The 25,774-nt window shown below is 55.6% G+C and carries 27 protein-coding genes; 11 read left to right on the plus strand and 16 right to left on the minus strand.

What is annotated here, in order from left to right:
* The first annotated feature begins 124 nt into the window (after positions 1-124).
* Positions 125-343 carry a protein SlyX gene (locus AC6I8N_RS18585; protein WP_013510780.1) on the plus strand — a complete coding sequence of 73 codons (219 nt, stop codon included), beginning with the start codon at positions 125-127 and terminating at the stop codon, positions 341-343.
* A 34-nt stretch (positions 344-377) separates the two neighbouring features.
* Here AC6I8N_RS18585 and slyD read toward each other — a convergent pair whose 3' ends face one another.
* From slyD to kefG, 4 genes are all read right to left on the minus strand, one after another.
* Positions 378-935: a peptidylprolyl isomerase gene (slyD, locus tag AC6I8N_RS18590; protein WP_021184811.1), complete on the minus strand. Its 558-nt coding sequence runs from the start codon at positions 933-935 to the stop codon at positions 378-380.
* A gap of 196 nt (positions 936-1,131) precedes the next feature.
* The gene (locus tag AC6I8N_RS18595) at positions 1,132-1,332 is read right to left on the minus strand and encodes a YheV family putative zinc ribbon protein (RefSeq protein WP_152521888.1); all 201 of its coding nucleotides are present in this window, start codon (positions 1,330-1,332) and stop codon (positions 1,132-1,134) included.
* 34 nt (positions 1,333-1,366) lie between these two features.
* Positions 1,367-3,172: a glutathione-regulated potassium-efflux system protein KefB gene (gene kefB, locus AC6I8N_RS18600; protein ID WP_497829662.1), complete on the minus strand. Its 1,806-nt coding sequence runs from the start codon at positions 3,170-3,172 to the stop codon at positions 1,367-1,369.
* A complete protein-coding gene (kefG, locus tag AC6I8N_RS18605) occupies positions 3,172-3,723 on the minus strand; it encodes a glutathione-regulated potassium-efflux system ancillary protein KefG (RefSeq protein WP_497829663.1) in 552 nt (183 codons plus the stop codon). Before kefG ends, kefB begins: the two co-directional genes overlap by 1 nt.
* Before the next feature lie 116 nt (positions 3,724-3,839).
* On the opposite strand from kefG, the gene AC6I8N_RS18610 reads away from it, so the two are divergent.
* Positions 3,840-5,747, plus strand: a complete 1,908-nt coding sequence (locus tag AC6I8N_RS18610) for an ABC transporter ATP-binding protein (RefSeq protein ID WP_021184814.1) — start codon at positions 3,840-3,842, stop codon at positions 5,745-5,747.
* A 46-nt stretch (positions 5,748-5,793) separates the two neighbouring features.
* On the opposite strand, the gene tauD is transcribed toward AC6I8N_RS18610, so the two are convergent.
* The 5 genes from tauD to AC6I8N_RS18635 all read right to left on the minus strand — a co-directional run bounded on the left by tauD (position 5,794) and on the right by AC6I8N_RS18635 (position 9,990).
* Entirely contained in the window at positions 5,794-6,633 is an 840-nt protein-coding gene (gene tauD, locus AC6I8N_RS18615) for a taurine dioxygenase (RefSeq protein WP_497829664.1), read from the minus strand.
* On the minus strand, positions 6,630-7,463 hold the full coding sequence (gene tauC, locus AC6I8N_RS18620) for a taurine ABC transporter permease TauC (RefSeq protein WP_021184816.1): 834 nt from the start codon (positions 7,461-7,463) through the stop codon (positions 6,630-6,632). Before tauC ends, tauD begins: the two co-directional genes overlap by 4 nt.
* Positions 7,460-8,227: a taurine ABC transporter ATP-binding subunit gene (gene tauB, locus AC6I8N_RS18625; RefSeq protein WP_497829665.1), complete on the minus strand. Its 768-nt coding sequence runs from the start codon at positions 8,225-8,227 to the stop codon at positions 7,460-7,462. Before tauB ends, tauC begins: the two co-directional genes overlap by 4 nt.
* 11 nt (positions 8,228-8,238) lie before the next feature.
* Positions 8,239-9,219, minus strand: a complete 981-nt coding sequence (gene tauA, locus AC6I8N_RS18630) for a taurine ABC transporter substrate-binding protein (RefSeq protein ID WP_497829666.1) — start codon at positions 9,217-9,219, stop codon at positions 8,239-8,241.
* A gap of 168 nt (positions 9,220-9,387) precedes the next feature.
* Entirely contained in the window at positions 9,388-9,990 is a 603-nt protein-coding gene (locus AC6I8N_RS18635) for a LysE family translocator (RefSeq protein WP_021184819.1), read from the minus strand.
* Positions 9,991-10,051: 61 nt separating this feature from the next.
* Between AC6I8N_RS18635 and AC6I8N_RS18640 the strand changes: the two genes are divergently transcribed.
* The 3 genes from AC6I8N_RS18640 (at position 10,052) to AC6I8N_RS18650 (ending at position 12,220) form a co-directional block, all read left to right on the plus strand.
* Entirely contained in the window at positions 10,052-11,068 is a 1,017-nt protein-coding gene (locus AC6I8N_RS18640) for a hydrolase (protein ID WP_208724296.1), read from the plus strand.
* A gap of 2 nt (positions 11,069-11,070) precedes the next feature.
* The gene (locus tag AC6I8N_RS18645) at positions 11,071-11,289 is read left to right on the plus strand and encodes a YheU family protein (RefSeq protein ID WP_036626752.1); all 219 of its coding nucleotides are present in this window, start codon (positions 11,071-11,073) and stop codon (positions 11,287-11,289) included.
* Positions 11,290-11,350: 61 nt separating this feature from the next.
* Complete coding sequence (locus AC6I8N_RS18650; RefSeq protein ID WP_021184822.1) at positions 11,351-12,220, plus strand: phosphoribulokinase; 870 nt, start codon at positions 11,351-11,353, stop codon at positions 12,218-12,220.
* Between the two features lie 47 nt (positions 12,221-12,267).
* Here the strand turns inward: AC6I8N_RS18650 and AC6I8N_RS18655 are convergent, their stop codons facing one another.
* Positions 12,268-12,672 carry an OsmC family protein gene (locus AC6I8N_RS18655; protein WP_021184823.1) on the minus strand — a complete coding sequence of 135 codons (405 nt, stop codon included), beginning with the start codon at positions 12,670-12,672 and terminating at the stop codon, positions 12,268-12,270.
* Positions 12,673-12,974: 302 nt separating this feature from the next.
* Between AC6I8N_RS18655 and crp the strand changes: the two genes are divergently transcribed.
* Entirely contained in the window at positions 12,975-13,607 is a 633-nt protein-coding gene (gene crp / locus AC6I8N_RS18660) for a cAMP-activated global transcriptional regulator CRP (protein WP_013510795.1), read from the plus strand.
* A gap of 58 nt (positions 13,608-13,665) precedes the next feature.
* Entirely contained in the window at positions 13,666-15,741 is a 2,076-nt protein-coding gene (locus AC6I8N_RS18665) for a YccS/YhfK family putative transporter (RefSeq protein ID WP_497829667.1), read from the plus strand.
* A 1-nt stretch (position 15,742) separates the two neighbouring features.
* On the opposite strand, the gene argD is transcribed toward AC6I8N_RS18665, so the two are convergent.
* From argD to ppiA, 5 genes are all read right to left on the minus strand, one after another.
* Positions 15,743-16,963 (minus strand): bifunctional acetylornithine/succinyldiaminopimelate transaminase, encoded by a 1,221-nt coding sequence (gene argD / locus AC6I8N_RS18670; protein WP_021184825.1) that lies wholly within the window; start codon positions 16,961-16,963, stop codon positions 15,743-15,745.
* Positions 16,964-17,050: 87 nt separating this feature from the next.
* Positions 17,051-17,626 (minus strand): aminodeoxychorismate synthase component II, encoded by a 576-nt coding sequence (locus AC6I8N_RS18675; protein WP_497829668.1) that lies wholly within the window; start codon positions 17,624-17,626, stop codon positions 17,051-17,053.
* Between the two features lie 41 nt (positions 17,627-17,667).
* Complete coding sequence (locus AC6I8N_RS18680; RefSeq protein ID WP_021184827.1) at positions 17,668-18,261, minus strand: putative adenosine monophosphate-protein transferase Fic; 594 nt, start codon at positions 18,259-18,261, stop codon at positions 17,668-17,670.
* Positions 18,251-18,421, minus strand: coding sequence for a YhfG family protein (locus AC6I8N_RS18685; protein WP_208724298.1), 171 nt, complete (start codon positions 18,419-18,421; stop codon positions 18,251-18,253). The genes AC6I8N_RS18680 and AC6I8N_RS18685 overlap by 11 nt, the downstream gene beginning before the upstream one ends.
* A 99-nt stretch (positions 18,422-18,520) precedes the next feature.
* Positions 18,521-19,093, minus strand: coding sequence for a peptidylprolyl isomerase A (ppiA, locus tag AC6I8N_RS18690; protein WP_021184829.1), 573 nt, complete (start codon positions 19,091-19,093; stop codon positions 18,521-18,523).
* Between the two features lie 263 nt (positions 19,094-19,356).
* On the opposite strand from ppiA, the gene tsgA reads away from it, so the two are divergent.
* The gene (tsgA, locus tag AC6I8N_RS18695; RefSeq protein WP_497829669.1) at positions 19,357-20,535 is read left to right on the plus strand and encodes an MFS transporter TsgA; all 1,179 of its coding nucleotides are present in this window, start codon (positions 19,357-19,359) and stop codon (positions 20,533-20,535) included.
* A gap of 33 nt (positions 20,536-20,568) precedes the next feature.
* Here the strand turns inward: tsgA and AC6I8N_RS18700 are convergent, their stop codons facing one another.
* On the minus strand, positions 20,569-21,852 hold the full coding sequence (locus tag AC6I8N_RS18700; RefSeq protein ID WP_497829670.1) for a cytosine deaminase: 1,284 nt from the start codon (positions 21,850-21,852) through the stop codon (positions 20,569-20,571).
* A 214-nt stretch (positions 21,853-22,066) separates the two neighbouring features.
* Here AC6I8N_RS18700 and nirB point away from each other — a divergent pair, with 214 nt between their 5' ends.
* The 3 genes from nirB to nirC are packed head-to-tail and all read left to right on the plus strand — an operon-like array spanning position 22,067 to position 25,764.
* Positions 22,067-24,607, plus strand: a complete 2,541-nt coding sequence (nirB, locus tag AC6I8N_RS18705) for a nitrite reductase large subunit NirB (RefSeq protein WP_497829671.1) — start codon at positions 22,067-22,069, stop codon at positions 24,605-24,607.
* Positions 24,604-24,930 carry a nitrite reductase small subunit NirD gene (gene nirD, locus AC6I8N_RS18710; RefSeq protein WP_021184833.1) on the plus strand — a complete coding sequence of 109 codons (327 nt, stop codon included), beginning with the start codon at positions 24,604-24,606 and terminating at the stop codon, positions 24,928-24,930. The genes nirB and nirD overlap by 4 nt, the downstream gene beginning before the upstream one ends.
* Before the next feature lie 30 nt (positions 24,931-24,960).
* On the plus strand, positions 24,961-25,764 hold the full coding sequence (nirC, locus tag AC6I8N_RS18715) for a nitrite transporter NirC (protein WP_497829672.1): 804 nt from the start codon (positions 24,961-24,963) through the stop codon (positions 25,762-25,764).
* The last annotated feature ends 10 nt before the right edge of the window (positions 25,765-25,774 follow it).

Genomic DNA, 25,774 nt, shown 5'->3' on the forward strand with positions numbered 1-25,774 from the left:
GATGGTGGCATAATGTCCAGATTCAAGCACCCCTGTGGATTTACGCAAAAAACCAGACGATTCCGGGGTAAAACACGTAGAATCTCGCCCGCAATACGCAAGCACCGTAATATGAGGAGTGGTGATGGAACAAGCAGAATGGGAGCAACGCCTTGAGGCGCTGGAAAGCAAACTGGCTTTTCAGGAACACACCATTGATCAGCTCAATCAGACGGTGGTTCAACATGAACTTGAGATGAGCAAACTGCGCGAGCAGGTGCGTCTGTTGGTCGATAAAGTGAAGGCAGCCGCGCCATCCATGATTGCATCGCAATCTGAAGAAACCCCACCACCGCACTACTAAAGAAAAGGCCACCGCGAAGGTGGCCCTGAAATACTTAGTGGTTGCAACCGCAACCGCCGTGGCCGCCGCAGCCGCCCTGGCCGTGATCATGACCGTGGTCGTGGTCGTGATCGTGGTGATGACCGTGTTCACCGTGAACATGACCGTGCGCCAGTTCTTCCGGCGTCGCTTCACGAATCGCGACCACTTCAACGTTGAAGTTCAGGTTCTGACCCGCCAGCATATGGTTACCATCAACCACAACATGCTCGTCTTCAACTTCAGTGATTTCAACCGGTACCGGACCCTGGTCGGTTTCTGCCAGGAAGCGCATGCCAACCTGCAATTCGTCCACGCCCATGAAGACATCTTTCGGTACACGCTGCACCAGATTGTCATCGTACTGACCGTAAGCGTCGTTTGCCGGGATATGCACGTCAAACTTGTCACCTACCGCGTGATTTTCCAGCGCTTTTTCCAGACCAGAAATCAGGGAACCATGACCGTGCAGATAGTCCAACGGTGCACTCACCGGTGACTCGTCAACCAACACACCGTCTTCGGTACGAACCTGATACGCCAGGCTCACCACCAGGTCTTTTGCTACTTTCATGATATCTCCTAACCGTTGAGAACTGCGAATCCCGTCTCATTGGTCCATTTTTGCGAGCAAAAACACCAACCAGAAAGGTTCAAGACTGAGGATGCTGACAACGCAATGCCGCATACTGCTCAGCGTTAATGGCGCCGATTGTAGCGGAATTCAATCCCGCTGTAAGTTTAAGCTTAAAAAAAGCTGCGCCATCACGCTACTCGGGATGAAAAATGCCGATCACCTGCTCCTGACTGCGTACCTGATCGCGCACCTGCTTATCGGCTTCGCGCATCTGATGCCCGCACTTCACGCATTCCACCACGTCCACATTGTTTTCACGCCACATCGCCAGCGTGTCCTTCTGCTGACAGTGCGGGCACACCGCACCGGCAATAAAACGTTTACGCATACTGATTCCTGCCCGTTACACACGGATAAGGTAAGTGTAGTTACTCATCATCCCAGCCATCAAACTGACGCTTCTCATGCTGCATTTCGCGCTGGAAGATATCTTCAAGCTCGCGCCGCGCCTCACGCACGCGTGAAACGGTCGCGCTATCGGTTTGCTGGTTAGGCATCAACTCACGCAGCATACGCATATCCAGACGACGGAAATGATGTTGCGCGCGCTGCGCCTGATGCGGATGCATACCCAGCGAGATCAGCGCCTTGCGTCCCAATTCCAGCGCACTGGAGAAGGTTTCACGCGAGAACAGCGTCACGCCCGCCTGCAATAGCTCGTGTGCTTCCACACGACCACGCGCCCGCGCCAAAATCTTCAGTTGTGGGAAATGCTGCTGGCAGAGATGCACAATGGTCATGGCATCTTCCGGCTCATTACAGGTGATAACGATCGATTGCGCCGTTGCCGCACCCGCCGCTCGCAGCAGCTCCAGCTCGGTTGCATCGCCATAATAAACCTTGTAGCCATATTTACGCATCAGGCTGACGGCCGAGATATCGCGTTCCAGCACCGTGATGCGTTTGTTGTTTGCCATCAGCAAACGCCCCACCACTTGTCCGAAACGACCAAAACCGACCACGATCACCTGCGGCTGATCATCTTCAACAAAGGGCTTCTCGCTATCGTCTTCCGCCTCATTAAAGCGATGCGCCAGCAGACGATCAATCCCCTGCATCAGCAGCGGCGTGGTCATCATCGACAGCGTCACCGTCACCAGCAACAACGGCAGTTGATCGCCACTAAACAGCTTCGCCGACGCGGCCGCCGAAAACAGCACAAAGGCAAATTCCCCGCCCTGACTCAGCACCCCGGCAAACTGCTGACGCTCCGAACTACGCAGGCCATATAGCCGCGCCAGCACATACAGCACCAGCGTTTTCACCATCACCAGGATCACCACGCCCAGCAGAATTTCCAGGATGTGGGTGTAGAGCACGCCGAGGTTGAGCGCCATGCCGACGGAGATAAAGAACAACCCCAGCAGTAGCCCCTTAAACGGTTCGATCGCCACTTCCAGTTCATGGCGATACTCACTTTCCGCCAACAGGATACCGGCGATAAAGGTCCCGAGCGCCATCGACAGGCCCAGGGCATCCATAAACAGTGCGGAGCCGAGCACCAGCAACAACGAAGCTGCCGTGAAGACTTCACGCACACCGGAGGCAGCGATAAAGCGGAAAATAGGACGCAACAGGAAACGGCCACCAATCAGCATCCCGGCAAACGCCAGCACCTTCATGCCAACCTTCAGCCAGTCCACATGGCCGCTGTCGCCACCCGCCAGCAGGGGCACCAGCGCCAACGCCGGGATCACCGCCAGGTCCTGGAACAACAGCACCGAGAAACCGAGCTGCCCGGCTTCACTCCGGTTCATCCCTTTATCGCGCATCAACTGCAACGCCATCGCGGTGGATGACATCGCCAGACCGATACCGCCAATCACCGCCGCCTGCCAGGAGAAATCGGTCAGCCACAGCAGAACACCGAGAATCGCCGCAGAAATCAGCACCTGAGCCGCACCCACACCAAAAATCGAACGCCGCAGCGCCCAGAGTTTTGCCGGGTTCAGCTCAAGGCCGATGATAAACATCAGAAACACCACGCCAAGTTCGGAGAAGTGCAGAATCTCATCCACATCGCTGATGAAACCCAGCCCCCAGGGGCCGATGGCAATACCCGCCAGCAGATAACCCAGCACCGCGCCAATACCCAGCCGCGCGGCGATCGGCACAATCAGCACCGCCGCCACCAGATAGATGACGCCCGCAGTCAGCAACGTTTGACCTTCCATCAGACACCTCCCTGCGGCAACGGCGCAGAAAGCCAGTCGCTGTAAGCCTGCGCAAAATTACGCAGCACTGCCGGTGTCTGACGCCGCGCCCAGTAGATCACCATCGGTGTCATCCAGTGCATACGGCACATCTGTGCCGTCAGCTCAAACGGCCGCATGATGTCACTCATCGGGTAGCGGTTCAGTCCCTGTTGCGAATAGGCGGTTTCCGGCTCACCGGTGGTGACCACGCTACGCCAGTATTTCCCCTCCAGCGCATTGCCATCCACGCCGCTGGCAAAGCCACGCGACAACACGCGATCCAGCCACTCCTTAAGCAGGGCCGGGCAGCTGTAGGTATAAAGCGGATGCTGGAAAACCACGATTTGATGTTCACGCAGCAGTTGCTGCTCATAGTGAATATCGATAAAAAAATCCGGATAGTGGGCGTATAAATCGTGCACCGTGACGTGCTCCAGTTCCATAGCCGACTGCAGCAAAACCCGATTAGCAATCGAATCCTGTGATTCCGGATGGGCGTAAAGCAGCAGGATTTTGGGTGGCTGCGACATCGTTCCCCTCCAAAGCGTCGTCATAGCGCAGGAATTCCGCTACCATGCTCGACGCAACTAACAGTTCATCTAATTATGTTGCCAGTAAATTAACATATTCTGACGATACGGCGCTTATGATTGTCTTCTCCTCGTTACAAATTCGTCGCGGCACCAATGTGCTGCTGGATAACGCAACTGCGACCATTAACCCCGGCCAGAAAGTGGGCCTGGTGGGTAAAAACGGCTGCGGCAAATCCACGCTGTTGTCGCTGCTCAAAGGTGAAATGAGCAGTGATGCCGGTAGCGCCACCTTCCCGGGCAACTGGGCGCTGGCGTGGGTCAATCAGGAAACCCCGGCGCTGAGCAAAGCCGCGCTGGAATATGTTATCGATGGCGACCGCGAATATCGTCAGCTGGAGTCCGAATTAGCCGATGCCAACGCACGCAATGACGGCAATGCCATCGCGCTGCTGCATGGCAAGCTGGATGCCGTACAAGCGTGGAGTATCCATGCCCGCGCATCAAGCCTGTTGCACGGTCTGGGTTTCAACCAGGAACAGCTTCAACGCCCGGTGAGTGACTTCTCCGGTGGTTGGCGTATGCGCCTCAACCTTGCGCAAGCGCTGGTGTGCCGTTCCGATTTGCTGCTGCTTGATGAACCGACCAACCACCTCGATCTCGATGCGGTGATCTGGCTGGAACGCTGGCTGAAAAGCTACGAAGGCACCCTGATCCTGATCTCGCACGACCGCGACTTCCTCGATCCGGTGGTGGATAAGATCATCCACATCGAACAGCAAACGATGTTTGAGTACACCGGTAACTACAGCTCGTTTGAACGTCAGCGCGTCGCCAAACTGGCACAGCAGCAAGCGTTGTATCAAAGCCAGCAGGAAAAAGTGGCGCACCTGCAAAGTTATATCGATCGTTTCCGCGCGCAGGCCACCAAAGCCAAACAGGCGCAGAGTCGTATCAAAATGCTGGAGCGCATGGAACTGATTGCCCCGGCACACGTTGATAACCCGTTCAGCTTTAGCTTCCGTCCGCCGGAAAGCCTGCCGAATCCATTGTTAAAAATGGAAAAAGTGACTGCGGGCTACGGCGATCGCATCATTCTTGACGCCATCAAACTTAACCTGGTGCCGGGTTCGCGTATTGGCCTGCTGGGGCGGAATGGCGCGGGTAAATCGACGCTGATCAAGCTGCTGGCCGGTGAGCTATCCCCCATCGATGGCGAAATTGGTCTGGCGAAAGGCATCAAACTGGGTTACTTCGCGCAGCACCAGTTGGAATTTTTACGTGCCGATGAGTCGCCATTGCAGCATCTGGCACGTATCGCGCCGAAAACGCTGGAGCAGCAACTACGTGATTATTTGGGTGGTTTTGGCTTCCAGGGCGATAAAGTCAGTGAAGTGACCGAACGCTTCTCCGGTGGTGAGAAAGCCCGTCTGGTACTGGCGTTGATCGTCTGGCAGCGTCCCAACCTGTTGCTGCTCGACGAACCAACCAACCACCTCGATCTCGATATGCGTCAGGCTCTGACCGAAGCGCTGATTGATTTTGAAGGCGCCCTGGTGGTGGTGTCACATGACCGCCATCTGCTGCGCGCCACCACTGACGACCTCTATCTGGTACACGATCGTAAAGTGGATATCTTCGAAGGTGACCTGGAAGATTACCAGCAGTGGCTGAGCGACCTGCAAAAACAGCAGGCGCAACAGGATGCCGCCCCCAGGCAGGATAGCGGCAACAGCGCCCAGGCCCGTAAAGATCAGAAGCGCCGTGACGCCGAACTGCGCGCCCAGACTCAGCCGCTGCGTAAAGAGATTGAGAAACTCGAAAAGCAGATGGCCAAGTGGCAGAGCCAGTTGAGTGAAGCTGAGCAGTTGCTGTCAGACAGCGCTATTTATGATCAGAGCCGCAAAGCGGATCTGACCGCTGCGCTCCAGCGCCAGGCAGAGAGTAAATCGGCGCTGGAAGAGGTGGAAATGGCGTGGCTGGATGCGCAAGAACAGCTGGAACAGATGCTGGCCGCACCATAACAGCCCATTCCGTATCGGCGCGATTTATCGCGCCGATACGGACGTGTTACACCGGAACATCGCCTAAAACCGTCGCGCGCTGCATCACCCGCCGTGCCGGATAATAATCCGCATTAGCGTAATGCTGCGTCACACGGTTATCCCAAATCGCCACATCATTCTCCTGCCAACGCCAGCGCACCTGAAACTCCGGCTTCGTAATATGGGCGAACAGGAAGCCCAGCAGGGCATCGCTCTCCTTCTCACTCAACCCAATCAGCCGCGTGGTAAATCCTTCATTGACGAATAACGCCTTACGCCTGCTAACCGGGTGAGTACGGATCACCGGATGCGTCACCGGCGGATGTTTCGCCACCGCCTGTTGCCAGCGCTGATGTTCCTCGGCAGTTTTGCGATATTTGAACTCCTGAAAGGACTTTTTAAAATCGTGCTCGGCCCGCAACCCGGCCAACAACGTCTTAAAGGGTTCCGATAACGCCTCATACGCCGCAATGCCGCTGGCCCACAACGTATCACCGCCGCTTTCCGGCAACAGCTTAGAAGCCAGAATGGCAATCGCCGGGGGTGTTTCGATAAAGGTGACATCAGTGTGCCAGTTGTCGTTATCCGGCGGATTATCCTGATGGGTATCCAACACGATGATTTCCTCCACGCCCGGCGCATGGGGATAGACGGGATGAATATGTAAATCACCGAAGCGTATCGCCAGCGCACGCTGCTGCTCCGGGGTAATCACCTGATTACGCAGGAACAACACCTGATGCCGCAGCAGGCCATGATAAAGCTGTTCAAATTGCGCATCGCTCAGCGGGCGACTGAGATCCACATCGCTCACTTGCGCACCGATATTCGGCCCCAGTGCGCTAAAAGTCACACGTTCGTTCATTGCTGCTCTCCATTCCACGGCGTCAGGCGGCGCTGCAAAGCGCGCAGGCCCAGTTCTAAACTAAACGCGATCAACGCAATCACCAGGATGCCCGCCAGCACCACATCCGTCGCCAGAAACTCCCCGGCTGACTGCACCATAAAACCGAGGCCGCGCGTGGCGGCAATTAACTCTGCGGCGACCAGCGTTGACCAACCCACTCCGAGGCCGATACGCAGCCCGGTCAGGATTTCCGGCAACGCCCCCGGCAGAATCACCCAGCGCAACAGTTGCCAGCGCGTGGCACCCAGCGCCTGTGCGGCACGGATACGTACCTGCTGCGCATTTTTCACCCCGGCCAACGTGGACAAGGTGACAGGTGCGAAAATCGCCAGGTAAATCAGTAAGATTTTTGAGGTTTCGCCAATGCCGAACCAGATCACCATCAACGGCAGATAAGCCAGCGGCGGCACCGGGCGGTAGAGTTCAATCAACGGATCGAGCAGCCCACGAATCGCCGGACTCAGCCCCATCGCAATCCCAACCGGAATGCCGATCAGCGCCGCAAAAAACAGCGCCACCAGCATACGCGTCAGGCTGGCACCGAGATGCTGCCACAGCGTGGCATCCATAAAACCCTGCGGGCTGGCAATCAACAGCAGTTTTTTCAGCACCTGCTGCGGCGCAGGCAGAAACAGCGGCGCAATCAATCCCAATGCCGTAACGCCCCACCACACCAGCAACAGCACCGCGACGCTCAGCAAACTGAGCGACAATTGCCGGGAAAACGGCCAACGCAGGCCACGGCGACGGCGCGCCGCCCGTGCTTTGTCATCAATTAATGCGCTCATGCAAACGCCTCCCGCTGGGCAAACACCTGATTCAGCACGTATTCGCGGCGTGCAATAAATGCCGGATCGGATTTGATGCTGCGGCAGGGTTCCCCGTCAGCGAAGCGTTGACCAAAATCGAGCTTCAGCCGCTCCACCACGCGTCCTGGCCCTGGCGACAGCAGCACCAGCTCGCTGGCGAGGAACACCGCTTCCTCAATGTCATGCGTAATCAGCAGGATCTGCTTGCCAGTATCGCGCCACAGCGTCAGTAACAGGGTTTGCATCTGTTCACGGGTAAAGGCATCAAGTGCGCCGAAGGGTTCATCTAACAGCAGCAGCTGAGGGTCAGCCGCCAGCGCACGCGCAATCCCCACGCGCTGACGTTGACCCCCAGAGAGCTGCCAGATAAAACGCTTTTCCGCTCCCTCCAGCCCGACTTTGCGAATCAGACGACGCGCGATGCTATGACGCTCCGTTTTTGCCATCCCCGCCAGTTGCAGACCAAAGGCCACGTTGTCGATCACATTGCGCCACGGCAGCAGCCCTTCGTTCTGAAACACCACGCCACGTTCAGCGCCCGGCCCGTTAACCGATTTGCCATCCAGTGTGATGCTGCCTGACTCCAGCGGCAGGAATCCGGCGATTAAATTCAGCAGCGTGGTTTTGCCACAGCCTGACGGTCCCAGCACCACCAGCAGTTCACGCTGATCCAGTTGCAGATTGATATCCTGCAACGCAGGTTGTCCGGCGTAACGCGCATTCAGATGGGTGATGCTGAGCATAGGACCTCCGGTTATTTCACTAAGGGGGCAACGAAGCGGGTAGTCACGAAGCTGCTGTAATCACTGGCGGCGTCCGGCACCTTGCCCTGCTCTTTCAGGAAGTGCGCGGTATCGACAATCGCCTTGTTCACCGGCTTGCCGAGCTGCTCCAGTTGCTGTTGCGCGGTCAGATAGGTGTTGCCTTCCACCAGCCCCGGCACCTGTGCTTCCGGCACGCCGCTCAGACGCGACAGCTTGCTGAGGTTATCCGGCTGCTTCAGCCACTGTTGTGGGTTATCGATGTAGGCTCTCTGCGCGTCCAGGGCGCTGCGGGCAAAGGCGGTGACAATTTCTGGATGCTGCTGGGCAAAGTCTTTACGCACCACCCAGACATCCAGCGTCGGCGCGCCCCATTTTCCCACCTGCGAGGAGTCGGTCAGCACCTTGCCATCCTTCTCCAGTTCGTTAACTGCCGGTGCCCAGACGTAGGCACCATCAATATCGCCACGCTGCCAGGCGGCAATGATCGCGGGGGGTTGCAGGTTCACCAGTTGGACGTCCGTGGGTTTGATACCCCAATGTTTCAGCGCCGCCAGCAGGCTGTAATGGGTGGTGGAGATAAAGGGGACGGCAATCCGTTTGCCGATGAGATCTTTGGGATTATTGATGGATTTCTTCACCACCAACGCTTCGGAATTTCCGAGCTGCGAAGCCAACAGGAAGGCCTCGATCGGCAGTTGCTGCGTGGCCGCTACCGCCAGCGGGCTGGAGCCGATGTTGCCAATCTGGACATCGCCGGACGCCAGCGCACGCAACACGCTGGCTCCGCTATCAAACTTACGCCAGTCAACAGTCGCGCCACTCTGTTTGGCGAAGGTGTTGTCGGCCTGCGCCACTTTGGCCGGTTCCGCCGATGTCTGGTACGCCACCGTGACGTTAACCGCCTCGGCCTGGAAGGTCAGCAACGCCAGCGCTGCTGCCAATGTGGTTATGGTTTTCTTCACTGCCATCATCGTACACCCCAATATTTTTATGTTGGGTGCAGTGTCGCCAGCAGTAATGGTTTCATAAAGGAATTAAAAATTATCCCTAATGAAAATCGGTTCTTAGGCAATCATCGGGCAAGACTATGCAGAATACGCAAATACAAAAAAGGCGCGTCAGACGCGCCTCGGATTGACTCAGTGCCAAATCAACAGCACACAGGCGGCGGTCAGGATTCCCATCGCCAGGTTAAAGATTTTCCACGCACGCGGGCTTCGCAGCAAACGACCAATCAGTGAGCCGAAGCCCATCCAGATCACCCCGGAAACCACATTCACCAACGCCATACCGACGCTAATTGCTACCACCGAGTGCAGGTAAGCGGCCCCCGCCAGGCTAAAGCTGGCTACGGCCCCCAACGCCATCAGCCACGCCTTTGGATTAATCAGTTGCAGTAACCCGCCCTGCCAGAACGGCGTTGGCACCGGCGGGGCCGAATCCGTATCCAGTTGCTCATACTCCGCCGTGGCGATTTTCCATGCCAGCCACAGCAGATAAAGGCTACCGGCGATTTTCAGAACCAGATGTAAGGCAGGATAGAGTAGGATAAGGCCACCCACGCCAAAGGCCACCATCAGCAGCATCGCCTGCATACCGATCATGATGCCGATTAACAACGGGAAAGAACGCAGAAAGCCAAAGTTGGCAGCGGAGGCGGTAAGTAACATATTATTAGGCCCTGGCGTGATCGCAGCGACCCAGAGAAAGCCCAGCATTGACAAAAACAGACTCAGTTCCATGTTGATTCGGGTGCTCCTCACCCAGGAAAGCCAAAAAACCCATCGAAACTATCAGCGAGATATGCATCAGACAAGCGTTTACCACAGTAATTTTGACTCCCCGCCCGAAGAGGACTTCATTCCTCTCAGCGGTTTTCGCAATCCGCATCTGCAAACTCTGCTGCCGCGTCTGCTCAGGCGGCGCGTGACTCTGCGCCCACACTGGCAACGCCTCGATTTACCGGACGGCGATTTTGTCGATCTTGCGTGGAGTGAAGACCCTATTCAGGCCGCGCACAAACCACGCATGGTGCTGTTTCATGGTTTAGAGGGCAGCTTTCACAGCCCCTATGCGCATGGGTTGATGCAGGCATGTCAGGCACGCGGTTGGCTGGCAGTGGTGATGCATTTTCGCGGCTGTAGCGGTGAACCGAACCGCCTGCACCGGATTTACCATTCCGGCGAAACCGAAGATGCCAGCTACTTTCTCCGCTGGTTAAAGCGGGAATGGGGCGATGTCCCCACCACCGCCGTCGGCGTGTCGCTGGGCGGAAATATGCTGGCATGTCTGACCGGGTTGGAGGGACATGATGCGCCGCTGGATGCCGCAGTCGCCATCTCTGCGCCCCTGCTGCTGGAACCCTGTAGCCAGAAGCTGGAGAACGGTTTCTCACGTTTTTATCAGCACTACCTGCTGACGCAGCTGAAAAAGAACGCTAAACGTAAGTTGAAAGCCTGGCCGGGCACCCTGCCGGTCGATTTACGCGAACTGCGCGCCCTGCGCCGCCTGCGCGACTTTGACGATGCCGTCACTTCCAGAGCGCACGGTTTTGTCGACGCAGGCGATTATTATCATCGTGCCAGCGCGATGCCGCTGCTGACCGGGGTACGCAAACCGCTGCTGATCATCCATGCTAAGGACGATCCCTTTATGACCGACGCAGTAATACCGAAGCCGGAGCAACTGTCGTCCTCGATTCAATATCAGCTGACGCAGCAAGGCGGCCATGTCGGCTTTGTTGGCGGTACGCTGCTACGACCGCAAATGTGGCTGGAACAACGCGTGCCGCAGTGGTTATCAACTTACCTGGATGTATGATCGTGATTATTCCGTGGCAACAACTTGAAGCTGAAACGCTGGAAAACCTGATCGAAGCCTTTGTATTACGCGAAGGCACCGACTACGGTGAACAGGAGCGCAGTCTGGCGCAAAAAGTCGCTGATGTGCGTCGCCAGCTGGAACGCGGTGACGCAGTGCTGGTGTGGTCAGAACTGCACGAAACCGTCAATATCATGGCTCGCGGTGAATTTCGCGGCTAATGCACATCCCGGCTTTTCGTGCTAACAATGCTCATCGCCGGACTTCACAGGGAGCTTTGTTATGTCAGCCAGGCATCCGATCATTGCCGTTACCGGTTCCAGCGGCGCCGGAACCACCACCACCAGCCTTGCCTTCCGCAAAATATTCCAGCAGTTGAACCTGCATGCGGCGGAGGTCGAAGGTGACAGTTTTCATCGCTACACGCGCCCTGAGATGGACATGGCGATCCGCAAAGCGCGCGACCTTGGCCGTCATATCAGCTATTTCGGCCCGGAGGCCAACGATTTTGGCCTGCTGGAGCAAACCTTTAAGCAATACGGTAAAACCGGTCTTGGTCAGTCGCGCAAATATCTGCATACCTATGACGAGGCCGTGCCGTGGAATCAGGTGCCGGGTACTTTCACCCCGTGGCAGCCGCTGCCGGAAAACACCGATGTGTTGTTTTATGAAGGCTTGCACGGCGGGGTGGTGACGCAGCAGCACAACGTGGCTGAACACGTCGACTTATTGGTAGGTGTGGTACCGATCGTCAACCTTGAGTGGATTCAAAAGCTGATTCGCGACACCAGCGAACGCGGCCATTCACGCGAAGCGGTGATGGATTCGGTGGTGCGTTCGATGGAGGATTACATCAACTTCATCACCCCGCAGTTCTCACGCACCCATATCAACTTCCAGCGCGTACCCACCGTCGATACGTCTAACCCGTTTGCTGCGCGTGAAATTCCATCGCTGGATGAAAGCTTTGTGGTGATCCATTTCCGTGGTCTGGAAGGTATTGCCTTCCCCTATCTGCTGGCGATGATTCAGGATTCCTTTATCTCGCATATGAACACCCTGGTAGTGCCCGGCGGCAAAATGGGTCTGGCGATGGAGCTGATTATGACGCCGCTGGTGCAGCGACTGATTGAAGGCAAACGCATCGAATAATCAAACATAACCGTAACGGCGCGATTAATCGCGCCGTTACGACCGAGCTAGAGCTCGATAACCTCATAGCTGTGGGTGATTTCTACCCCTTTGCCCAGCATAATCGCCACCGAGCAATATTTCTCAGCCGACAGATCAACCGCTCGCGCCACCGCTTTATCGCCCAGCGCTTTGCCGGTAACAATAAAATGCAGGTTGATATGTGTGAAAATGCGTGGCGCTTCTTCACGACGTTCCGAGGTCAGTTTGACCTCACAATCCTTCACATCATTACGCCCTTTTTGCAGGATCGACACGACGTCAATCGCGCTGCAACCGCCTGCCGCCATCAGCACCATCTCCATCGGGCTCGGTGCTTTGTCGCCCGAATTGCCATCCATTAATATCTGGTGACCTGATGAGGATTCTCCGAGAAAGGTAAGCCCTTCCACCCATTTAACCCGTGCCTGCATTATTCTTTCTCCTGAATAGGCTGATTTGCCGCCAGAGTACGCTTTCACCTGAGAAACAGCAATCCAGACTAATCGCCCTTTTGCTGAAGCGAGACAACAGAAGACAGCTAGCAAAAGCTGTGCTACAAACAGAGCTGAAAATATTTTCGTCGCAATAGACGAAGGCGGGAAGAATCAGAAGCCTGGCTTAAGAGTCCACCCGAATAATTTTCCTTAACAGGAAGCGCTCTACGATTTCACCGCCTGACAGGGAAAACTGCCCCCTGTGTTTTGGGCACGATTACAACAGAGGATAATAGCGAATGGTTCTCGGCAAACCGCAAACAGACCCTACACTCGAATGGTTCCTGTCCCATTGCCATATTCACAAATATCCATCCAAAAGCACCCTGATTCATCAGGGTGAGAAAGCGGAAACGCTCTACTACATCGTGAAAGGTGCCGTTGCGGTGCTGATCAAGGATGAAGAAGGCAAAGAGATGATTCTCTCCTACCTCAATCAGGGGGATTTCATCGGCGAGCTTGGCCTGTTTGAAGAAGGTCAGGAACGTAGTGCCTGGGTACGAGCCAAAACTGCCTGCGAAGTGGCTGAAATTTCCTACAAAAAATTCCGTCAGCTGATTCAGGTAAACCCGGATATTTTAATGCGTCTTTCGGCGCAGATGGCGCGTCGCCTACAGGTGACATCAGAAAAAGTGGGCAACCTTGCCTTCCTTGATGTGACCGGTCGCATTGCGCAGACGCTGCTCAATCTGGCCAAACAGCCCGATGCCATGACCCACCCGGACGGGATGCAGATCAAAATCACCCGTCAGGAAATTGGTCAGATCGTCGGATGCTCACGCGAGACAGTTGGCCGTATTCTGAAAATGCTGGAAGATCAAAACCTGATCTCCGCACATGGTAAAACCATCGTCGTTTACGGCACCCGCTAATTTCTTCTCACCCACGGCGTGATGGCAGCATCACGCCGTTTTTGTCTGCGATGAGCTGATGTGGCGTCGAATCATCTATCATCCCGAAGTGAACTATGCCCTGCGGCAAACGCTGGTGCTGTGCCTGCCCGTGGCCCTCGGCTGGCTGTTTGGCGACCTGCAAAAAGGTTTGCTGTTCTCCTTAGTGCCCGCCTGTTGCAACATCGCCGGTCTTGATACGCCGCATAAACGCTTTTTTAAACGCCTGATTATTGGCGGTTCCCTGTTTGCGACCGGCAGCTTTCTGATCCAGTGGCTGACGGATTATCACGTCCCCCTGCCGCTGATTCTGCTGGTGCTGCCGTTATTAGTAGGCGTGACGGGTGAAATCAGCCCGTTGCATGGCCGCTTGTTGCCTGCCACGCTGATTGCCTCCATCTTTACCCTGAGCCTGGTGGGACGTATGCCGATCTGGGTGCCTCCGCTGCTCTATATCGGCGGGACCTTGTGGTATGGGTTGTTCAACTGGTTCTGGTTTTGGCTGTGGAAAGAGCAGCCGATGCGCGAGTCGCTGAGCCTGCTGTACCGTGAGCTGGCGGATTATTGCGATGCCAAATATACCCTGTTGACGCAGCTGACCGACCCGGAGAAAGCGCTGCCGCCGTTGCTGGCACGCCAGCAAAAAGCGGTAGATCTGATCACCACCTGCTACCAGCAAATGCATATGCTGTCTGCCAGCCGCGATAACAGCCATAAACGCCTGACGCGTGCCTTTCAGGTGGCGCTCGATTTGCAGGAACATATCTCCGTCAGCCTGCATCAGCCGGAAGAAGTGCAAAAGTTGGTGGAGCAGAGCCATGCTGAAGCGGTGATTCGCTGGAATGCCAAGACCATCTCCGCCCGTCTGCGCTTGCTGGCCGATGCTATTTTGTATCATCAGCTGCCGGAACGGTTTCAAATGGATAAGCAGCTGGGTGCGCTGGAAAAAATTGCCCGCCAGCACCCGGACAATCCGGTGGGGAATTTCTGCCTGTATCACTTCAGCCGCATTGCGCGCGTGCTTCGCACCCAGAAACCGCTGTATACCCGTGATCTGATGGCCGACCGCCAACGGCGTCTGCCGTTTTTTCCGGCGCTGCGCAGCTATCTGTCGCTGAAATCCCCCGCCTTACGCACCGCTGCACGTTTTGCCGTGATGCTGATGTTTGGTAGCGCGCTGGCGCTGTTCTTCAACATCCCCAAACCTTACTGGATTCTGATGACCACCATGTTCGTCAGCCAGAATGGCTACAGCGCCACGCGGGTAAGAATTCAGCACCGAGCGCTCGGCACCTTTGCCGGGCTGTTGATTGCTGCCGCCTCGTTACGCTTTGACGTACCGGAATCCATCACTCTGCTGTTTATGCTGGCGATCACCCTCGCCAGCTATCTGGTGACACGTAAATATTACGGCTGGTCAATGATTGGCTTTACGGTGACGGCGGTGTATTCGCTCCAGTTGCTGTCGCTGAATGGCGCGCAGTTCCTGCTGCCACGCATGATGGATACGCTAATGGGATGTCTGATTGCCTTTGGCGGCATGATTTGGCTATGGCCGCAGTGGCAGAGCGGCTTACTGCGTAAGAATGCGCACGATGCGCTGGAAGCCGACCAGGAAGCGATGCAATTATTGCTCGGACCGGAGCAGTCACCGGAGAAACTGGCGTATCAGCGCATCAAGGTCAACCAGGCGCATAACGCCATGTTTAACTCGCTGAATCAGGCGATGACCGAGCCGGGCTTCAATTCGCAGTACCTGAAAGATATGCGGCTCTGGGTGACGCACAGTCAGTTTATTGTCGAACACATCAACGCCATGACTATCCTGGCTCGCGAACATACCATGCTGACGCCTAAGTTGGCGGAAAGGTATCTGCAATCCTGTGAGATCGCGCTGCAACGCTGTCAGCAGCGGCTGGAGCATGATGGCCCCGGTAACGACAGCAATATTCTGGAAGCACCGGAAAACATCAATGAGGGGGCGATAACGATTGTCGAACAGCATGTGAAGCGCATTCTGCAACACCTGAACGTGATGCACACCATCTCTTCTCTGGCCTGGAGCCAGCGACCACATCATGGCCGCTGGCTGACCGGACTACGGGTGAAAAACTGAGTTACGCCGCCAGCACCTTCTCGATAGCCACTGCGAACCGCGCCATACCCTCTTCGATATCGGTCGGTTCAATCACCAGTGACGGTACAAAACGGATCACATCATTGCCAGCAGTCAGGATCATCAGACCTTCGGCGGCAGCGGCATGCAGAATGTCACGCGCCTTGCTGGCATGCTGCGGCTTCAATGCCGCACCGATCAACAGACCTTTGCCACGAATATCCGTGAACAGGTCAAATTTGCTATCCAACGCTTTCAAGGCTTCCACAAACTGCTGACGGCGTGATTCAACACCGTCCAGCACGTCAGGGGTGTTGATGATGTCGAGCGCCGTTTCGGCAATCGCACAAGCCAGCGGGTTGCCGCCGTAAGTGGTGCCATGCACGCCGGGTGCCATCACCGAGGCGATTTCATTGGTGGTCAGCATCGCGCTTACCGGGAAGCCGCCGCCCAGCGCTTTCGCGGTGGTGATGATATCCGGGGTGATGCCGTAGTGTTCGTAAGCGAACAGCTTGCCGCTACGGCCCATGCCGCTCTGCACTTCGTCCAACACCAGCAGCGCGTTGTGCTCATCACACAAGGCACGCAGGCCCTGCATAAACTCAGGAGTGGCAGGCATCACACCGCCTTCGCCCTGAATCGGTTCGACCACGATGGCGCAGGTGTGATCGTCGATCACCGCTTTTACCGCCGCCAGATCGTTGAAGGGAACATGCACGATATCAGCCGGTTTCGGGCCAAAGCCGTCGGAGTATTTCGGCTGACCACCCACGGATACGGTAAACAGCGTGCGCCCGTGGAAAGCGTTATGGAAGGCGATGATTTTGCTTTTGAACGGACTGTGTTTTTTGCAGGCGTAGTAGCGCGCCAGCTTAAACGCGGCTTCGTTAGCTTCGGCACCGGAGTTACCAAAGAACACGCGATCAGCAAAGGTCGCGGCAATCAGTTTGCTCGCCAGACGCAACGCCGGTTCATTGGTGAACACGTTGCTGGTGTGCCACAGGGTTTCCCCCTGGGTTTTCAGTGTCTCCACCAGCGCCGGATGGCAGTGGCCCAGCGCAGTCACCGCGATGCCGCCAGAGAAATCGATATATTCTTTGCCCTGTTGATCCCAGACTCGGCTGCCCTTGCCTTTTACCGGCACAAACTGCGCTGGTGCATAAACAGGCAAAATAACGTTATCGAACGTTTCCCGGGTTACCGCTAGCTTTTCTGCTGCCATTGCCTACCTCATCGGATTATTTGTTGAGCTGACGTGAAATTATAATCACAAAATATGCATAAAAAATCACACAAAGGCAAACACAACTTAAGTCTTCAGGAAATTCGCCAGAAGCTGATGGCCCTGCTCGCTGAGGATGCTTTCCGGGTGAAATTGCACCCCCTCGAGTGGCAGCGTTTTATGACGGAATCCCATGATCTCATCCGGTTCACCATCACGCAGGCTCCAGGCGGTAATTTCGAACTCTTCAGGGAGGGTCGCGCGCGCCACAATCAGCGAATGGTAACGGGTGACGTTGAGCGGATTATTTAACCCACGAAAAACACCGCTGTCGTTATGGCGAATCGCCGACGTTTTGCCGTGCATCACCTGACGCGCGCGTACCACCTGCGCGCCATACGCCTGGGCAATGGCCTGATGGCCGAGGCATACGCCAAGGATCGGTAAGCGGCCAGCAAAACGGCGGATCGCCGCCAGCGAGATGCCGGACTGATCCGGAGTGCAGGGGCCAGGCGAAATCACCAGATGAGTGAGCGGTAGCGCCTCCATTTCGTCGAGGGTGATGGCATCGTTGCGCACCACCCTGACGTCAGCACCCAATTGGCAAAAGTATTGGTAGAGATTCCAGGTGAAGGAGTCGTAATTATCGATTAACAGCAGCATAGCGCCCTCAGGCAGGTCAAACCGCCGCTATTCTACGCATTTTAGCGGGCGGGGCTTACCACTTTTGCAAACTGCGCACTGAGCAGAGTTAAATCGCCACCTACCGCCTCGCGAATCGCCGCACGCCAGCTATCACGGTCCAGTTTATCCCACGTCAGCAGATAGCCTGCGTGCAACGCCAGTTGCTCGAAGAAGATGCGTTGTGCGCGGCCATTCCCGGCCCGGAACGGATGCAGCACATAAATCTCGCAGTAGTAATGTGCCAGACGCCTGACAAATTCATCCTGCGCCAGATGGCTCAACCCGTCTTCATCCGCCAGCGCACTCATCAGGTTGTTACCCTCTTTCTCGATGTAGGCGCAGTGACAATATGGCGTCTCGTCGCTCCAGATATCTACCGTGCGCAGCTCACCGGCCCAACTGTAGAGATCCTGAAACAGGGTGCGATGAATATGACACAGCCATGGCATCCCTCTGCGCTGCGGCCCCAACTCCAGGGTGGCAAGCCGTGCCGCGCTGAACGCCAACTCGGCTTTACGCAATTGGGCGCTGTCGTGAATATCCAGGCGATTCTTCAGCACGCTGTCGTTATGCCACAGATAGGGATCGCGTACCGCCAGTGAGTTATCCGCCATATTGCCTCCTTAACGAGGTCAGCCGTTCGTCGGCCTGTTCAAGCGTAATGGCCGGTTCGCTCAGCATATAGCCCGCCAGACGGCAGCTGGCCTGATAGCTGGCAGCACGGCGCTGTTGCCACAGCGTGGCTTTCTGTTTGTCGGTCAGTTTGCTGGTCATAGAGCCTCCGGCAAGCAATTTGCCCTAAGTATAAGCAGCAAATATTCGCTTTGCCGGAGAGCGGCAGGAGGCGCCATCGCAAAATGGCGCGCAAAAAAATCAGGGCAGAACTTTGGCGGAGAGGATAACGATCGGTTTTGACGGCACATTCTGGTACGGACCCACATCTTTGGTCGGCACCTGAGAAATCTTATCGGCTACGTCCATTCCTTTCACAACTTTACCAAATACCGCATAGCCAAAATCACGCTGGCCGTGATCAAGGAAGGCGTTGTCGGTAACGTTAATAAAGAACTGGCTGGTTGCGCTGTCTTTCTCCGCAGTACGCGCCATCGCGATGGTGCCGCGCAGGTTACGCAGGCCGTTATCTGCCTCGTTTTTGATTGGCGCGTTGGTTTGCTTCTGCTGCATATCCGTGGTGAAACCGCCACCCTGCACCATGAAGCCAGGGATCACGCGATGGAAAATGGTGTTGTTGTAGAAACCATTGTTGACGTAATCAACAAAGTTTTTCACCGACACCGGGGCTTTCTGGTTATTCAGTTCGAGTTCGATATTACCCGCAGAGGTGGTGAGCAGAACGTGAGTATCGCCTTTTGCCGCCAGGGCAGAAGCGGAAACAGATGAGAGCGCTAACAGGGCAACTGCCGCTGTCAAAGTACGTTTAAACATGAAAGATTCCTTACCATGAAGTGCAAGCTCAAAACGAGATTGATTGTAAAGAGCATGTAATACAAGAGCCAGCGTTTTACCTATATTTACGCGGCAGCGGCAAATGCCCGAAATTCGGCGCTACGCAATCATTTGCGTGACGCAAATCACACTATTAGTGAAATCTAATAACCTTATTTCACTCTTTGTTTATTAAGATCACAGTTGCATTTACAATTCATGACACTTTTTGCCAACTTCGGTGCTCAAAACAGGTCCCCCACATGACAAACCGTAATCGTATTGGCCTTACCTGGATCAGCTTTTTCTCTTATGCGCTGACGGGCGCACTGGTGATTGTGACCGGGATGGTACTGGACAATATTGCACAGTATTTCCGGCTGCCGATCTCGGAAATGAGTAACACCTTCACCTTTCTCAATACCGGCATTCTGGTCGCAGTATTCCTTAACGCCTGGCTGATGGTGATTGTGCCGTTAAAACGTCAGTTGATCTTTGGCTTCGTGCTGATGGTACTGGCGGTGTTTGGTCTGATGACCAGCCACAACCTGTCGGTGTTCTCACTGTGCATGTTTGTGCTTGGTGTGGTGAGCGGCATTACCATGTCGATCGGCACCTTCCTGATTACCCATCTGTACGATGGTCGCCAGCGCGGTTCACGCCTGCTGTTTACTGATTCCTTCTTCAGCATGGCCGGTACGCTGTTCCCGATTATCGCTGGCATCCTGCTGGCGCGCGCCCTGCCGTGGTACTGGGTTTACGCCTGCATTGGCGTTATTTATATCGCCATCTTCGTGCTGGCGCTGTGCGTTGAGTTCCCGGTTTTGAAAAACAACACCGAAACGCAGGCGGCGGAAAAAGAGAAATGGGGTATCGGCGTGCTGTTCCTGTCGATTGCCGCGCTGTGCTACATCCTCGGCCAACTGGGCTTCATCTCCTGGGTGCCGGAATACGCCACCAAAACCATGGGGATGGATATCGCTGCTGCCGGTCAGTTAGTAGGTAACTTCTGGACCGCCTATATGGTCGGCATGTGGGTGTTCAGCTTCCTGCTGCGCTTCTTCGATCTGCAACGTATCCTGATGGTACTGGCGGCGATTGCCACCGTGTTGATGTACTGGTTTGTCAGCACCAATGACGCCAATATGCTGCACTGGATCATCATGACACTCGGCTTCAGCTCCAGCGCTATCTACACCACCATCATCACCCTGGGTTCACTGCAAACCAAAGCCTCATCACCGAAGCTGGTCAACTTTATCCTGACTTGCGGTACCGTCGGCACCATGTTGACCTTTGTGGTCACCGGTCCGATTGTGGCGAAAGGCGGTGCGCATGCGGCACTGGCGACTGCTAACGGCTTATACGCCGTGGTGTTTGTGATGTGTGTACTGCTCGGCTTTGTCACTAAACATCGCCAGCACGGCCATATTACGCACTAACCTGCGCGGGCGGACGTCAGTCCGCCCTGCAACTCAACGCCGAAAGGTTACCGCTTCCGTTTCACCCAGATAGATCTCACTGCTTGCAGGCTCCGTTGCTGCCACCAGCTCGCCTTTACGCAACGAATAACGCACCGGCACCTGACGTCGCACCGCATCAAATCCGCTTTCGGCTGGCAGGATAATCAGGCTGGCATCATTACCCGGCTCCAGGCCATAACCGCTAAGTTGCATGGTTTTGGCGCTGTTGGTAGTGATTAGCTGCAACCCCGCATCAATCTGTTCATAACCCATCAACTGGCAGACATGCAGCCCCATATGCAGCACCTGCAACATGCTGGCGGTACCGAGCGGATACCAGGGATCAAACACATCGTCGTGACCAAAACAGACGTTGATATTCGCCTCCAGCAACTCCTTAACCCGGGTAATGCCGCGCCGTTTGGGGTAGCTGTCAAAACGGCCCTGCAAATGAATATTCACCAACGGGTTGGCGACAAAGTTGATACCTGACAGGCGCAGCAGACGGAACAGACGTGAGGTATAGGCATTGTTGTAGGAATGCATCGCCGTGGTATGACTGGCGGTCACTCTGCCCCCCATGCCATCGCGATGAGCCAGTGCCGCGACGGTTTCTACAAAACGCGACTGCTCATCATCGATTTCATCACAATGCACATCCACCAGCCGGTCGTAGCGACTCGCCAGCGCAAAGGCCTTGTGTAATGATTCAACGCCATACTCACGGGTAAATTCGTAATGGGGGATCGCTCCCACCACGTCTGCGCCGAGGCGCAGTGCCTCTTCCAGCAGGGCTTCGCCATTGGGATAAGAGAGAATACCTTCCTGCGGAAAGGCGACTATCTGGATATCAATCCACGGCGCCATCTCCGCTTTCACTTCCAGCATGGCTTGCAGCGCGGTCAGCGTCGGGTCCGAAACATCCACATGGGTACGCACATGCTGGATACCGTTAGCGATTTGCCATTTCAACGTCTGCTTTGCACGCTGCTTTACGTCATTATGACTCAGCAAAGCCTTACGCTCGGCCCAGCGTTCAATACCTTCGAACAGCGTGCCGGATTGATTCCACGCCGGTTCACCCGCGGTTTGCGTGGTATCGAGATGGATATGCGGTTCAATAAAGGGGGCGCTCGCCAGGCCGCCTTCGGCGTCGAGTACACCTTCCTGGGCGCTGCACTCGGCCGATTGTGGGACAATACGGGAAATTTTCCCCTGCCCGATTTCGATTTGCCACAACCCCTGCTGGCCGGGTAAACGCAGATTGTTGATCCATTGCAGCGACGTCTTAGCCATGCCCTTCTCCTGTAGAAACGCGACATCTTAAAATAGCGTCAATACCCGTCCCTTGCACATCCCCTGGCCGCACGATTTACCGCTAAGAGGTGAATGTTTTTAATATCAGTAACATACCTCTAAATGAGTATATAAAGAGGTATTTGATATGCATCAATAACCCCATTCTTGTAACGGCTAAGGTAGCCGCATACACCTTCGTTTTGGGGAAAATATGAGCAAATATCAGGTCGTCATTATTGGCAACGGCATGGTCGGCCACCGCTACATAGAAGAATTAATTGATAAGGCAGAACCCGGTCAATTTGCCATCACCGTTTTTTGTGAAGAACCGAGGGTCGCCTATGATCGCGTCCATTTGTCCGCTTATTTCACCCACCACAGCGCGCAAGCGCTTTCGCTGGTCAGTGCAGGCTACTACGAAAAACATCAGATCAACCTGCTGCTGGGTGAGCGCGCCATTGCTGTTGACCGCGACAAGCAACGGATTCATTCCAGTACTGGCCGTGTTGTGCCCTATGACACGCTAATCTTCGCTACCGGTTCTTACCCGTGGATCCCCCCGATTCAGGGAGCGGATGGCAGCGACTGCTTTGTTTATCGCACCATCGAAGACCTCGATGCCATTGCAGCCTGTGCACAGCACAGTCAACGCGGGGCCGTGATTGGCGGTGGCCTGCTCGGACTGGAGGCCGCTGGCGCATTACAAACTCTCGGTATTGAAACCCATGTGATCGAATTCGCGCCAGTGCTGATGGCAGAACAGCTCGATCATCAGGGTGGCGAACAGTTGCACCGTAAGATTGAGCAGATGGGCGTACAGGTGCACACCGGTAAGAATACGCACGAAATTGTCCACCATAGCCACGGGGGTAAAACGCTGCGCTTCAAGGATAACAGCTCGCTGGACGTCGATTTTATTGTGTTCTCGACCGGCATTCGCGCGCAGGACCAACTGGCGAAGCACTGTGGCCTGCCACTCGGCCCACGCGGCGGTATCGCCATTGATGATCGCTGTCAGACTCGCGACCCGGCCATCTTTGCCATCGGCGAATGCGCGGCATGGCAGAATCAGGTATTTGGCCTGGTGGCACCAGGCTACAAAATGGCCCAGGTAGCCAGCGATACCTTGCTGGGCCGCGACAATGCCTTCACCGGTGCCGATATGAGCGCCAAACTCAAGTTGTTGGGGGTAGATGTCGGTGGCATTGGCGATGCGCATGGCCGCACGCCAGGCGCACGCAGCTATGTCTGGCTCGACGAACAACAATCCATCTACAAACGCCTGATCGTCAGCGAAGATAACCAAACCCTGCTCGGCGCGGTGCTGGTGGGTGACACCAGCGACTACGGCAACCTGCTGCAACTGGCGCTGAATAAAATCCCCCTGCCAGCGCGCCCTGAGTTGCTAATCCTGCCCGCAGGTAGCGGTGAAAAACCGGCCATTGGGGTCGATGCACTGCCTGATAACGCACAGATTTGCTCCTGCTTCGACGTCAGCAAAGGCGATATTGTTAGCGCCGTGAAAAAAGGCTGTCACACCGTGGCAGCACTCAAGGCAGAAACCCGCGCAGGAACCGGTTGCGGTGGCTGCCTTCCACTGATCACCCAAGTGTTGAATGCCGAGCTGAGCCGTCAGGGTGTCGAGGTGAAAAACCATCTGTGCGCTCACTTCCCTTACTCACGCCAGGAGTTGTACCACCTGATCCGCGTGGAAGAGATAACTTCGTTCGACGCGCTACTGGCGAAGTACGGGCAGGGTTATGGTTGTGAGGTGTGTAAACCCACCATCGGTTCGTTGCTGGCCTCCTGCTGGAATGAGCACATCCTTCAGCCACAACTGACCCCCTTGCAGGACAGCAACGATCTGTTCCTCGGCAATATCCAGAAAGACGGTACCTACTCAGTGATCCCGCGCTCACCCGGCGGGGAAATCAGCCCGGATGGGTTGATGGCAATTGGCCAAGTGGCGCGTCAGTACCATCTCTACACCAAAATCACCGGCTCACAGCGTATTGGCCTGTTCGGCGCACAGCGCGACGATCTTCCGGCTATCTGGACACAGCTGATCGCCGCAGGCTTTGAAACCGGGCAAGCCTACGCTAAAGCGTTACGTATGGCGAAAACCTGCGTTGGCAGCACCTGGTGCCGCTACGGTGTCGGTGACAGCCTTGGCTTCGGCATCGAACTGGAAAACCGCTACAAAGGCATCCGTACCCCACACAAAATGAAGTTTGGCGTCTCCGGTTGCACACGCGAATGCGCTGAAGCCCAGGGCAAAGACGTTGGTGTGATCGCCACTGAACAAGGCTGGAACCTGTATGTCTGCGGCAACGGCGGCATGAAACCACGCCATGCCGACCTGCTGGCCGCTGACCTCGATCGTGACACGCTGCTACATTATCTGGACCGCTTTATGACGTTCTACATCCGCACCGCTGACCGCCTGCAACGAACCTCGGTATGGCTGGAAAATATGGAAGGCGGCATTGATTATCTGCGCAGCGTCATCGTCGATGACAAGCTCGCCCTGAACAGCCAACTGGAGAGCGAAATTACGCGTCTGCGCAGCCTGGTGGAATGCGAATGGGCCGCAACGGTCAGGGATGCGAAGCCGCAGGCGCACTTCGCCACCTTTATCAACAGCAGCCAACGCGATCCGTTGATACAGAATATCAACCTGCGCGATCAACATCGCCCGGCGCGCCCTGCCGAACGCATTGCCGTTAACCTGATTGAGGAGGCCGACCTGTGAGCCAGTGGCATGCCGTATGTGAACTTAACCAAATTCTGCCCGCCACTGGCGTATGCGCACTGGTGCGAGGGCAACAAATCGCCATTTTCCGTCCCCACGATGATGAGCAACTGTTTGCCCTGAGCAACATCGATCCCTTTGCCGCAGCCAGCGTATTGTCGCGCGGCATCATTGCTGAGCATCAGCAGACGCTATGGGTTGCCAGCCCGCTGAAAAAACAACGTTTCCGCCTGAGCGACGGGTTGTGTCTTGAGGATGAAGCGCGGTCAGTGGCGAGCTATCCGGTGCGCGTCAGCCAAGGCCGGGTTGAAATCTGCGTCTGAAAAAATTCTTTTACTTTCTGAGACATGACTATGTTTACTGACACCCTGGAAAAATGCGCCGCCAATGCGGCGCGCATTGCGCGCACCACCCAACACAATCCACTGGCCTTCTGGATCAGTGCTGCGATGGCAGGTGCCTACGTCGGGCTGGCGATTATCCTGATCTTCACTCTGGGCAATCTCGCCGATCCGGCCTGGCGACCACTGATTATGGGGGCGACCTTTGGCCTGGCATTGACGCTGGTCATCATCGCCGGTTCGGAGTTGTTTACCGGTCACACCATGTTCCTCACCATTGGCGTCAAAGCAGGCAGCATTCGCGCCGGTCAGATGTGGTGTATTCTGCCGCAAACCTGGCTCGGCAACCTGATCGGTTCGGTGGCCGTAGCGTTGATGTATTACTACGCGGCGGGCGCGCTGTTGCCCAATGCGGGTTCATTGATCCACAGCGCGGCTCTGGCGAAAACCACGCAAACCGCCAGCGCATTGTTCTTTAAGGGTGCGTTGTGTAACTGGCTGGTTTGCCTCGCGATCTGGATGGCAGTTCGCACCGAGGGGACGGCAAAGATCCTCGCTATCTGGTGGTGTCTGCTGGCCTTTATCGCCTCTGGCTATGAACACTCTGTCGCGAATATGACGCTCTTTGCGTTGTCCTGGTTTGGTCAGCATAATGCCGACCTGACTTTAGCGGGTATCGGTCACAACCTGTTGTGGGTAACGCTGGGTAATATGTTCTCCGGCATGGTGCTGATGGGGCTTGGTTACTGGTACGCCACGCCGCAGGCACAACGACCACGGGCAGCATCCCAGACCAGAGAACTTAAATCCGCATAATATTTTTCAC

The organism is Pantoea sp. X-Soil-TKNS-1279, assembly GCF_059730565.1.